This window comes from Roseateles sp. P5_E8 (assembly GCF_054177665.1).
In genome coordinates this window covers 65,441-76,356 of the sequence record NZ_JBGCUM010000003.1, presented here as the reverse complement: position 1 = coordinate 76,356, position 10,916 = coordinate 65,441, and the positions used below count along the sequence as shown (strand labels likewise).

Genomic DNA, 10,916 nt, shown 5'->3' with positions numbered 1-10,916 from the left:
TGGCCTGGCGCTTCGGGCCGCTGGCAGGCCCCACGGGGCCGTGTTGCTTCTCCTCGTGGGCATGAGCCCACGTCGTCGGCGCGCCTTGCCAGCGACCCGCCTCGCCAGGCCCTCGGGCGCGCCCTGCTGATGGAGCTAGGCTGAAGGGTCCGGCTTCTCCGCCGGTAAGGGCACGGGCACGGGCTCTGCCGCTACGGCCGGCGTCTTGGACAACTTCCATCGCCCGCCGCCCAGCAGCTGCAGCACGCGGCGGTGGAAGCCTGCGACGGCGGCGCGGTGGGCGATGCTGATCAGCGTCGTGCCGCGGTCGCGCAGGCGCTCGTACAGGCGCTGCTGGTTGGCGTCGTCCAGCGCGCTGGTGGCCTCGTCGAGGATGGCCACCTTCGGCGCATGCACCAGCAGCCGCGCAAAGGCCAGGCGCTGCTGCTCGCCGCCGCTGAGCAGCTTCTCCCAGTCCTCGCTGCGGTCCAGACCGTTGGGGGTCTCGGACAGGTGGCGCAGCTGCACGTCGTCCAGCACCTTCAGCAGCGCCGCGTCGTCGTGCGTGGTGTGGGTGCTGGGGTAGATGAGCTGGCTGCGCAGCGAGCCCACCTGGAGGTAGGGCCGCTGCGGCAGGAAGAAGACGTCTTCGTGCGGCGGGTGGTCGATCTGGCCGCTGCCCTGCGTCCACAGGCCGGCGATGGCGCGCAGCAGCGAGCTCTTGCCGCTGCCGCTGGCGCCGGTGATGAGCAGGGACTCGCCGGCCGCCACGCTCAGCGACAAGTCCTTGACGAAGACGCGGTCGCTGTTTGGTGCCTTCACCGTCACATGGGACAGCTTCAGGTCTTGGGCCGGCTGCAGGTTGATGCCGGCGGTGGGCGGCGCTTCCTCCAGCTTCGCGGCCATGACATGCAGGCGGTCGATGCCGGCGACGAAGCGGCTGAGGCTGTCGAAGTTGTCGACGATGAGGGACACCGCGCTCAGCACCGCCGCAAAGGCGCCGCCGGCCTGCACGGCCTGGCCTACTTCCAGTTCACCCGACAGCACCTGGCCCGCCAGCACGACGAAGGGCACCAGCAGGCTCAGTTGGCTGAAGGAGCGCTGGAACAGGTTCAGCATGAACTGCGCGCGGATCATCTTCTTGGTGTTCAGCAGCGTCGCGCGCAGGCGCTGGTCGAGCTGGTGGCGCTCCTGCTTCTCGCCGCGGTAGAAGGCGATGGACTCGGCGTTCTCGCGCAGCCGCATCAGGCGAAAGCGGAAGTCCGCCTCGCGCTTGAGCTGCCAGAAGTTCAGCCGGATCAGCGGCCGGCCGAAGATCAGCATCGACAGCGCCGTGCCCACCAGCGCGTAGACGATGAGAAAACCCACCAGCATCTTGGACAACCCCCACAGCACCGTGCTGAAGGCGACCAGCTGCATGGCCGAGCCGAGCAGGATGAGCAGGAAGTTCAGCGAGCGGCCGGTGAAGGTGTTGACGTCCTCGGCGATGCGCTGGTCGGGGTTGTCGACGCCGACGAGGCGGAAGTAGGCGCGGTCGCCGAGATAGGCGTCCAGGAAGCGGTTGGTGAGCCAGCGCCGCCAGTCGTTGGCATAGGCGTCGCGCGAGGCGTAGTAGATGGCGTAGACGGGCACCGCAAAGCCCACCACCCACAGCATGTTGCGCACGGCTTCCCAGAAGCGCCCTTCATCGCGCGCCGACAGCGCCGAGGTCAGTTCGCCGGTCTGGCGGTTGACGAGCACGGCCAGCTGCGTGTCCAGCAGCATCAGCACCACGAGGCCCACCAGCACGGCCCAGGCGACGCGTTTTCGGTCGCCCATCCAGTAGGGGCGGGCGACGATGAGGAATCGGCCCCAGGCGGAGGGCCCGGCGGGGGCGGGGGCGGGGGCGGCCGGGTCGGCAGTGGCGGCGGTGGGCGGCATGGGGATCGCAAGAAGATGTAACCCGAGCGTAGGTTTGGCCCGCCTACGTCGGTGTCGGACAGGACGCCGGGGCGGTGTCGCTGCCCGGCCCGAGCTGCGGCGGCTCATCGCCTCGCGTCGTCACGGTCCTGACACACCGGTCCCCGAGCATGGGCAGCTTTTGGCGTCGACCGCATGAGACTTCTCCCCACGCTGGCCCTGCTCGGGCTGGCCGCACTCTCGGCCACCGCACAGGCCGTCCCGCAGACCGCCGCGCCGGTCGAGCTCAGCTTTGCCGACTTCTTCGCCCAGCCCATCGGCCCGCGCGGCCTGCAGCCCACGGCCAAGCTTCAGGCCGCCAGCGGCCAGGACGTGCGCCTGGTCGGCTTCATGGTGCAGCGCGAGCAGCCCCAGCCCGGCCGCTTCCTGCTGGCGCCGCGCCCCGTCTCCATGGCCGAGCATGCCGACGGCGAGGCCGACGACCTGCCCGCCGCCACCGTCACCGTCGTGCTGCCCGAGTCGCAGCGCCAGCGCTTTGTTGCTCACCAGGGCGGCCCCGTCGCGCTGACCGGCCGCCTCGAGGTCGGCCCCGCCGAGGACGAGACCGGCCGCGTCAGCTGGCTGCGACTGCACCTCGCCCCCGAGGCCCTGGCCATCACACCCGTCCGTACCGAGTCCACCCGATGAAACACGTCCTGCTCCTCGCCGCACTCAGCGCGGGTTCGGCATTCGCCGCCCCCACCGTCACCCGCTTGACGCCGCCCAGCGAACTCTTCGCCAGCGGCCGCGCCGACCCCGTCATCGCCCGCTTCCTACCCGGCCAGCGCTTCGACCTGCAGGCCAGCATCAAGCCCGACGCCGGCCAGAAGATCACGGCCGCGCTCTTCCTGGTCGACGGCAAGCCGGTGGCGGCCACGGTCGCGCTGCGCGACTGCGCCAGCGGCTGCCTGAAGGGCGTCGATGCAGCGACCGCCATCGCCACCGTGCGCGCCGTGTCGAGCGAGACGGCGGGCAAGCACGAGTTCAGCGTCGAGGCCACACAGGCCGACGGCCAGAAGGTCATCGCCAAGGGCAACTTCGAGGTCGTGCCGTTCGCCGCCGCCCTCGGCCCCAAGGTGAAGAACATCATCATCCTGCTCGGCGACGGCATGGGTGCCTCGCAGCGCACGGCCGCGCGCATCGTGCACGGCTACGCTCAGGGCAAGGCGCTGCAACCGCTGGCCATGGACACATTCACCGCCACGGCCCTCGTCAAGACGGCCTCGCTGAACAGCATCGTCACCGACTCCTCGCCCGGCATGAGCGCCTATGTCAGCGGCAACAAGAACAACAACAACGAGGAGGGCGTGTTCCCTGACGACACGGTGGATGCCTTCGACAACCCGCGCATCGAATACCTCAGCGAGTACCTGCACCGCACCCAGGGCAAGCAGTTCGGCATCGTCACGACGGCCGACGTCTTCGACGCAACGCCCGCCGCCAACGCCGTGCACACCAGCAACCGCGGCGCAGGCACCGGCATCGTCGACCAGTTCTTCGACGACCGCGGCCTGACCGGCCTGACCGTGCTGATGGGCGGCGGCCGCAAGTGGTTCTTGCCCGCCGGCACACCGGGCTCCGCGCGCACCGACACCAACGACTACGCCTTTTCCCCGGGCGATGACCTCGTCAAGCGCTGGGGCGCTTCGGCAGGCAGCCTGGACAAGCAGCGCGACCTCATCAAGGACTTCCAAGCCGCCGGCTTCAGCTACGCGCCCACCAAGGCCGCGCTGGACAAGGCCGATGCGACCAAGCCGCTGCTGGGCCTGTTCGCCTTCTCCAACATGAACGTCGCGCTGGACAAGATCAACGGCCGCCGTGGCAGCGAGAAGAACGGCTTGAACGGCGGCAGCGTCGTCGACGATTTCGGCCTGCCCGACCAGCCCATGCTGGACGAGATGGCTACCAAGGCGCTCAGCGTGCTCAAGCGCTCGCCCAAGGGCTTCGTGCTGATGGTCGAAGGCGCCTCCATCGACAAGCAGGCCCACGCGATGGACACCGAGCGCTGGATGCTGGACACGCTGGAGTTCGACCGCGCCGTGCGCGTGGCCCAGGACTTTGCGGCCGAGCAGGGCGACACCCTGGTCATCGTCACGGCGGACCATGAATGCTCGGGTGCCGCGCTGATCGGCGGCGCCACCGTCACCGACAAGGCCCTGGCCGAACTCGCCGCGAAGAAGGGCGTGGCCAACCTGCGCAACGGCGTCGTCGGCACCTACGAGAAGGCCGGCTTCCCGCGCTACCGGATCGCCGCCGATGGCTACCCCGAGACCACCGATATCGACTACCGGCTGCTGGTGGGCTACGGCGCCAACGCCGACCGCTACGAGGACTGGCGCACCAAGAAGACGCCGCAGCGCGACGTGCAGCAGCCCTTCGCCGTCGAGGCGCCGCTGAAGTGGTACCCCGCCAACGCCCAGGAGCGCGACGACGCGCAGGGCGACTTCCTCGTCACCGGCCAGGTGCCTGGTGAGCAGGCCGTGCACACGGCGACCGACGTGCCGCTCTCGGCCTACGGCCCCGGCGCGCTGGCCTTCACCGGCGTCATTGACAACACCGACGTGTTCTTCAAGCTCGCCCAGGCGGCCGTGAAGGGTGTCGTCGCTCCGGCGGATACTTCCGGCGCCAAGAAGCCGCCCAAGCCCAAGCGTTGAACACTCCCGACACCGCCACCCCCACGCGCCCCCGCTGGCGCTGGCTGGCGGTGTTGGCCTTCGTGGGCCTGATGTGGGCCGTCGTCGAGTTCAGCGGCCTGCGCGGCCAGCTCAGCGCGCAGGCCTTGCGCGAGGGTTTTGCACAGCACCGGGTCTGGGGCTTCGCGCTCTTCGCCGCGCTGTTCGCGCTGGCCAACCTCATGCACATCCCGGGCGGCTTCTTCCTCGCGGCCGCCGTGCTGGCGCTGGGGCCGCTGTGGGGCGCGCTGGCCACCTATGTCGCGGCCTGCATCGGCTGCACGCTGACCTTCGTCGTCGTGCGCAGCCTGGGCGCCGACGCGCTGCGCGGGCTCGACAACCGCATCGCGCGGCGCCTGCTCGCGCGGCTGGACGCCCACCCGGCGCGCAGCGTCCTGCTGCTGCGCCTGCTCTTCCAGTCCATGCCGGCGCTGAACTACACGCTGGCCCTGTCCGGCGTCAGCCTGCGCGACTACGTCATCGGCACGCTGCTCGGCCTGCCCCTGCCCATCGCCGTCATCACCCTGCTGTTCGACACGCTAGCTGCCTGGCTGGGCTCGCTTCACTGACCTTCGGCAGGGGAATCGTGGCGACCGGATACTGCCTGCCCCACAAGGAGACATCGCCCATGAAGACTTGGCTCACTGCCGCCCTCACCCTCGCCGCCCTCGGCGCGCAAGCCCAGGCCGCCGACCCGCTGAAGGCCGCCGTCGCGGCCGACCACCGCACGGTGGGCAACGTGGCCCGCGACGTGCACCGCCACCCCTACGAGACACTGGCCTTCTTCGGCATCAAGCCGACCGACACCGTCGTCGAACTCGCGCCCGGCGGCGGCTGGTACACCGAGATCCTGGCGCCTTTGCTGCGCGACGGTGGCCAGCTCTACGCGGCTGGTGGCGAAGGCGGCCGCTTCAAGGCCAAGATGGACTCGATGAGCGTCTACGGCAAGGTCAAGCTCACGCTCTTCGACCCGGCCAAGGGCCTGCTCGACATCGCCCCGCCGGCCAGCGCCGACGCGGTGCTGACCTTCCGCAACGTGCACAACTGGATGAGCATGGGCCCGGAGAAGACCCAGGCTGTCTTCGATGCCGCCTTCAAGGCGCTCAAGCCGGGCGGCGTGCTGGGTGTGGAGGAGCACCGCCTGCCCGCATCACGCACGCAAGACCCCAAGGCCGGCAGCGGCTATGTGCAGGAGGCCGTGGTCATCAAGTTCGCCGAGAAGGCCGGTTTCAAGCTGGCCGGCAGGAGCGAGGTCAATGCCAATGCCAAGGACACGGCCGACCACGCGGAAGGCGTCTGGACGCTGCCGCCGACCTACGCGCTGAAGGACAAGGACCGCGCCAAATACCAGGCGATCGGCGAGAGCGACCGCATGACGCTGAAGTTCGTCAAACCCTGATGGCCGCGCGGCGCCAGCCCATCGGCCAGGCGTGATCCCGTCTTCTCGTCTTCGCCTACTTGGCCGGCCCGGTGGACTCACCGACGCACAGCGTCACCGTGGCCCGCAACTGATGCTGGGTGTCAATGCCCTCGATCATGTCCAGCAGGCACCTGGTGGCGTCCTGGGCCATGCTTTCCATCGGCCGGCGCAGCGTGGTCAGGGCTGGCGTCACCATCTCGGAGATCAGGGAGCCGTCGAAGCCGACCACCGAGAGATCGCCCGGCACAGCCAGGTTGCGCGCTGCCGCGGCCTTGAGAACACCGGCTGCCATGACGTCGTTGGAGGCAAAGATCGCCGTGGGGCGCGGCACGCCGTCAAGCAGTCGGTGGGCGCCGGCCACGCCGGATTCGAACCCGTAGTCACCTTCTGCTTCGCCCACCAGTTCGCACCCGGCGCGTTGCATGGCCTCGATGAAACCGGCCCGGCGCTCGCGCGACGAATAGAAGCCGGCAGGGCCGGTGATCAGCCCCAACTGCCTGTGACCGAGCGCGATCAGGTAATCCGCTGCCTGCCCGACCGCTTCGCGTTCGTTCGTCAGCAGCATGGCGGGGTAGCCGTCGATGTGCGCCGAAGACAGGGCGACGACGTGGGCCTTGGCGTCCGCCAACGCTTGCGCGAGGCCACGCAAGCCCGACATGGTGGCGAGGATGATGATGCCGTCGACATGCGAGCGGCCGAGAAAGCTCAGCACGTCATCCACCGAGGGCTCCTGGTCCGCCGGGATCGAGTGCACGACCAGTTCGTAACCGCGCTTGGCCGTTTCGGCCACGATGCCGCGCTGGACGGCGTGAAGCACGAGGGCGTTGCGCTCGTCGTGGACCAGCCCGATGAGGTAGGAGCGCCCCGTGGCCAGTCCGCGCGCGCGCGGGCTGGGGCGGAAGCGCAGTTCCTCCACCACCGCCAGTACGCGGCTGCGCGTATCGGCGTTCACCAGCGACGAATCGTTGATGACCCGCGAGACGGTCCTGATCGACACCTTGGCCAATGCCGCCACGTCGGCGATCGTGGCGCCCGATGTTTCGCCTGTGCGTGCTCCGTTCATGCCGCGACTCTAGTGCCAGATGAGGCGTGACCATTCGATTTGAAAACCCATCACAACCGACTCGTTGCCCCCCTGGCGCCAAAGGAAAACGGGCCTGGCAGTTTCCAGCCAGGCCCATTCAGCTTGCGCAAGCGAATGCAACCCCGGCTGTTGCAGCCGGGGCAACGACGCGGCTTAAAACTCGTACCGCGCGCCGATCAGGTATTCCCGGCCCGTCACCGTGTTCTGCGCCACGCTGTTGCGCAGGCTGCTGGTGTACTGGTCGCCTGCCTGGTTGGTCAGGTTGATGGCCTCCAAGCTGACGCTGAACTTGTTGTTGAACTTGTAGGAGGCCGAAAAGTCCACGTTGCGGGTGGCGTTCTTGCCGTCCACATCGTTGGTGTTCGTGGCCGAGGGCACGGCCTGCAGGAACTTGGACCGGCTGGCGAACGAAGCACGCAGCATCAGCGCACCATCGTCGTAGTAGATCGATGCGTTCCACGAGCGTGGCGACATGTTGATCAGGTCCGCTTCGATCAACGTGGTGCTGCCGGGCGCGGCCGCGTACTTGATCTTCGATTGGATGAAGGTGTAGTTCGCGATGAGGCCGATGTTCTTGCCGAACGAGGGGAGGAACGTGAAGGGCTGCTGGTAGTTCAGTTCCAGCCCCTTCACTTTGCCTCCCTCGGTATTGAAGCTCGAATTCACGGCAAAGATCTCGGTGCCGGTGAACGAGCTGGGCAGCAGGCTCAAGGGCAGGCCGGTCTGGTTGAACGGCATGTTCTGCGTGGCCGTCGTGATCAAAGTGCCGATGTCCTTGTAGAAGAACCCGGCGCCCAGCATCGAGTTCTTCGCGAAGTACCACTCGGTGCCGAGATCGAACGTTTTCGCGCGCACCGGCATGAGGTAGGGGTTGCCGTAGCTGACACTCAATTGGCCCACCGCGGTGACGCTGCCACCGGGGCGCATGGCGCCCATGGCCGGGCGCGTCATGACCTTGGCGGCGCCCGCACGCAGCAGCCAGTCGCGGGTCAGTTCCGCCGTCAGATTGACGGAGGGCAGCGTGTCCTTGTAGCTGTTGGGCACGGTGATCTGCGTGGCGCCACCGGTGGCCAGGTAGCCGGTCGACGTGACGTCGGTCTTGACGTAGCGGACGCCCGCGTCGCCACGGATGGGAATGCCGCCGACGCGCAGCTTGAAGTCGGCCTGCAGATACCCGCCACGATCGACTTCCGTGACGCTGTAGTTGTTGCCCCGCGCGCCACCGTTCGTGATCGAGCCGAGCGTGAAGTCACCCGGGCCGTTGACGGGGCCGCTTTTCAGGCAGTTGCAGTAGAGGTCGTAGGCGGCCGCGATGGCATCCAGGTTGGGCATTTCCCAGCCGGAAATCGTGCCGGCAGGCAGGCTTTGTCCTTTGCCGATGCCGGTCAACTTGCTGGTGAGACTCGCAATCGTCACGCCCGCCGGAGGCGCATACATGTTGACGACCTCGGCGCCCGCCGTTCCGCCGCGGCGGAACTCATAGGTGTCGAAGCTGAATTTCTTGTAGCTTGCTCCGCCCTTGAGGGTGATGTCGTCCGTCACCTCCCAGGCGAGGTTTGCGGTTGCGGTGTCGGTCCGGTTGTTCGTCCCGGTCGGACGGATCCGGATCTCGCTTGGCAGGCTGTTCGCGAGCGTCGTCCCGCCCGCCGGAATGGTGACCAGGGTCATCACGCCATTCGACGCCAGCGGATCGAAACCATATTTGATGAGCGGCGTGCGGCTGCCGGTGCGGAAGTCGAGTTCGTAGCCGTCGGTGTTCGGCGCATCCAGCATGGCGGTGGTCTGGATGGGATTGCGGAACTTCGAATCCGACCGGCCGACGGCCAGGTTCAGCTTGAGGGTGTCGCCCAGGTCCTGGTCGATGGTCAGCGTGGGCTGCTTGTAGACGGTGTACAGGCGATCAAACCGCTGCTCTGCCCGGATGTCGACGCCATTGAACTTGCCGTACAGCAGATTGCCGTTCGGGTCGTATTCGGCGGCCACTACGCTGATCTGCTGCTTGCCGCCCGAGCTCAGGTTGCGGCTGAAGGAGAAGCTCTCCAGGTAGTTTTCCTGGCGGGTGGCGTCCAGCTTCGCGTACAGGTAGTCGACCGTGATCAACGTCGAGTCGGTCGGCCGGGCCTGGAATGAGCTGGTGATGCCCAGCCGTTCCTGGTCATGCACCAAGCGCATGTAGCGGGGAATGCGCGGGTGGAAGTTCGCTGCCGACGAGGCGGTGTTGTAAGCGGCAATGTTCTCGGGCGTGTTCGGCAATCGCAGCACGCCCTGCGCCGCCGGGCCGCAGGTCGTTGCTGTCGAACCGGCAGGCAAGGTGGTGCCCGGCGCGACGGTTGCGCCTTGGGGCGAGCACCAGCCGCCGAGGGACGGGCCGTTGTCCCAGCGCACGGTGCCGAAGCCTTCCTCCAACAGGCTGCGCTTGGAATAAGCCGCCGAGAACAGCACGCCGATCTTCTTGTTCATGAAGGTGTCGGCGATCAGGAAGGTGCCGCGAGGCGTGGCCTTGCCCGACAGGTCGTTGTAGGTGCCCTTGACGCTGGCGAGCGCGGTGAATCCCTTCTTCAGGTCGAAGGGCCGCCCGGTCGTCAGGTCGACCGTCGCGCCGAGCGACCCCTCGTCCACCTCGGCCTGGCTGGTCTTGCGAACCGTGATCTGGTTGAACAGCTCCGACGCGAAGACGTTGAAGTCCATCGTCCGGCTGCGGTTGTTGCCACCCGAGGCGTCGGAGCCGCCCGTGGTGGCGTTGGCCTCTAGCCCGTTGATCCGGGTCCGGGTGAAGCCCCCTCCCAGGCCGCGCACGGTGACTTGCCGGCCTTCGCCCGCGTCGCGGTCGATGGCCACGCCCGGAACGCGCTGCAGGGACTCAGCGAGGTTCGTGTCGGGGAACTTGCCCAGGTCCTCGGCGCGGATGACGTCTATCACGCCAGATGACGTGCGCTTCTTGTTCAGCGCGCTTTCCAGCGACGCGCGCAGGCCGGTCACGACGACGGTTTCCAGTGCCTGGTTCTGCTCCTGGGCTTGTGCTGACAGTCCTAGAACCGCGAGCGTCAGCGTGGAGAGGCGGGCCAGCCGAAACGATGGGCGCGCTGCGTTTGCGCGGGAAGTGCTGGTCATATCGAAGAGCTCCAAATTGAAAAGGGATGAACGACGAGGTGATGGCGCTTCCGGGTTTCGTAGGCCCGTGGAAGGCACGCGGGTGGAAAGAGCGCTGGCGGCCACCCAGTGCTCGGGCAGCGCGGATGCGGGGGGTGTGGGAAGGGAACCGGAAGACTGGGGGCGATGGCCCGGCGCGGTGTCGGCGCCGGTGACCGTCAATGGGCAGGCGCCATCAGCACTGGTAGCGCGCGCCGAACAGGCACTCGCGGCCCGTCACGGTGTCTGCACCGGGCTGTTGTGCGTGCCGCTCATCGCCTCGCGCTTCTTGTCCAAGGCGAGGTGCGGATGCTCGCGACGACGACCGCTCCCAGGGCAGGGTTGGATGGAGCGGCCTGCTGGGGCCTGCGCCAGCAGGGCGAGGCCGATGGCAGGGCGATCGTGGGTAGCGGCGCGGCGGCGCGACGAGGTCATGCAGGGTCTCCGTGATGCATCGAACCTGTGCGTTGCAGGTTCTTGATGGGGGAGCGCGCACGCAGGGCGCTGCAAGGGGCCGGGCGCCACAGCAGTGCGGCGGGGCGGATCAGCGGGCAGGGGGCCAGCCGTCAAGTGGCCTATTGCCAGCGATGGCAATGATTCAAAAGCGCAGTATAGGCAGCATGCCAGCGATGGCAATAGGATTAAAACAATGGTTCACTAATCGAAATCCATGATTCCGATTTCGATATGTCGT

8 protein-coding genes are annotated in these 10,916 nt (G+C 67.7%); 4 read left to right on the top strand and 4 right to left on the bottom strand.

The genetic code is table 11. The features are described from left to right. Nucleotides 1–135: 135 nt before the first annotated feature. Nucleotides 136–1,899, bottom strand: a complete 1,764-nt coding sequence (locus ACXRVZ_RS02795; RefSeq protein ID WP_457421254.1) for an ABC transporter ATP-binding protein/permease — start codon at nucleotides 1,897–1,899, stop codon at nucleotides 136–138. A 174-nt stretch (nucleotides 1,900–2,073) separates the two neighbouring features. Between ACXRVZ_RS02795 and ACXRVZ_RS02790 the strand changes: the two genes are divergently transcribed. The 4 genes from ACXRVZ_RS02790 to ACXRVZ_RS02775 are packed head-to-tail and all read left to right on the top strand — an operon-like array spanning nucleotide 2,074 to nucleotide 5,988. After that, entirely contained in the window at nucleotides 2,074–2,565 is a 492-nt protein-coding gene (locus ACXRVZ_RS02790; RefSeq protein WP_457421256.1) for a hypothetical protein, read from the top strand. Then, the gene (locus tag ACXRVZ_RS02785) at nucleotides 2,562–4,571 is read left to right on the top strand and encodes an alkaline phosphatase (RefSeq protein WP_457421258.1); all 2,010 of its coding nucleotides are present in this window, start codon (nucleotides 2,562–2,564) and stop codon (nucleotides 4,569–4,571) included. Before ACXRVZ_RS02790 ends, ACXRVZ_RS02785 begins: the two co-directional genes overlap by 4 nt. Next, on the top strand, nucleotides 4,568–5,158 hold the full coding sequence (locus ACXRVZ_RS02780; RefSeq protein ID WP_457421260.1) for a TVP38/TMEM64 family protein: 591 nt from the start codon (nucleotides 4,568–4,570) through the stop codon (nucleotides 5,156–5,158). Before ACXRVZ_RS02785 ends, ACXRVZ_RS02780 begins: the two co-directional genes overlap by 4 nt. Nucleotides 5,159–5,217: 59 nt before the next feature. Continuing rightward, on the top strand, nucleotides 5,218–5,988 hold the full coding sequence (locus tag ACXRVZ_RS02775) for a class I SAM-dependent methyltransferase (RefSeq protein WP_457421262.1): 771 nt from the start codon (nucleotides 5,218–5,220) through the stop codon (nucleotides 5,986–5,988). Nucleotides 5,989–6,043: 55 nt separating this feature from the next. Here ACXRVZ_RS02775 and ACXRVZ_RS02770 read toward each other — a convergent pair whose 3' ends face one another. The 3 genes from ACXRVZ_RS02770 to ACXRVZ_RS02760 form a co-directional block, all read right to left on the bottom strand. After that, nucleotides 6,044–7,072 carry a LacI family DNA-binding transcriptional regulator gene (locus tag ACXRVZ_RS02770; RefSeq protein WP_457421264.1) on the bottom strand — a complete coding sequence of 343 codons (1,029 nt, stop codon included), beginning with the start codon at nucleotides 7,070–7,072 and terminating at the stop codon, nucleotides 6,044–6,046. 174 nt (nucleotides 7,073–7,246) lie between these two features. Beyond that, nucleotides 7,247–10,405 (bottom strand): TonB-dependent receptor, encoded by a 3,159-nt coding sequence (locus ACXRVZ_RS02765; protein ID WP_457421266.1) that lies wholly within the window; start codon nucleotides 10,403–10,405, stop codon nucleotides 7,247–7,249. 54 nt (nucleotides 10,406–10,459) lie between these two features. Further along, nucleotides 10,460–10,657: a hypothetical protein gene (locus ACXRVZ_RS02760; protein ID WP_457421268.1), complete on the bottom strand. Its 198-nt coding sequence runs from the start codon at nucleotides 10,655–10,657 to the stop codon at nucleotides 10,460–10,462. Nucleotides 10,658–10,916 lie beyond the last annotated feature (259 nt).

Coding starts and splice junctions, on each gene's coding strand:
- ACXRVZ_RS02795 (WP_457421254.1), bottom strand. CDS start 1,899: ATGCCGCCCACCGCCGCCACTGCCGACCCGGCCGCCCCCGCCCCCGCC.
- ACXRVZ_RS02760 (WP_457421268.1), bottom strand. CDS start 10,657: ATGACCTCGTCGCGCCGCCGCGCCGCTACCCACGATCGCCCTGCCATC.
- ACXRVZ_RS02770 (WP_457421264.1), bottom strand. CDS start 7,072: ATGAACGGAGCACGCACAGGCGAAACATCGGGCGCCACGATCGCCGAC.
- ACXRVZ_RS02785 (WP_457421258.1), top strand. CDS start 2,562: ATGAAACACGTCCTGCTCCTCGCCGCACTCAGCGCGGGTTCGGCATTC.
- ACXRVZ_RS02775 (WP_457421262.1), top strand. CDS start 5,218: ATGAAGACTTGGCTCACTGCCGCCCTCACCCTCGCCGCCCTCGGCGCG.
- ACXRVZ_RS02790 (WP_457421256.1), top strand. CDS start 2,074: ATGAGACTTCTCCCCACGCTGGCCCTGCTCGGGCTGGCCGCACTCTCG.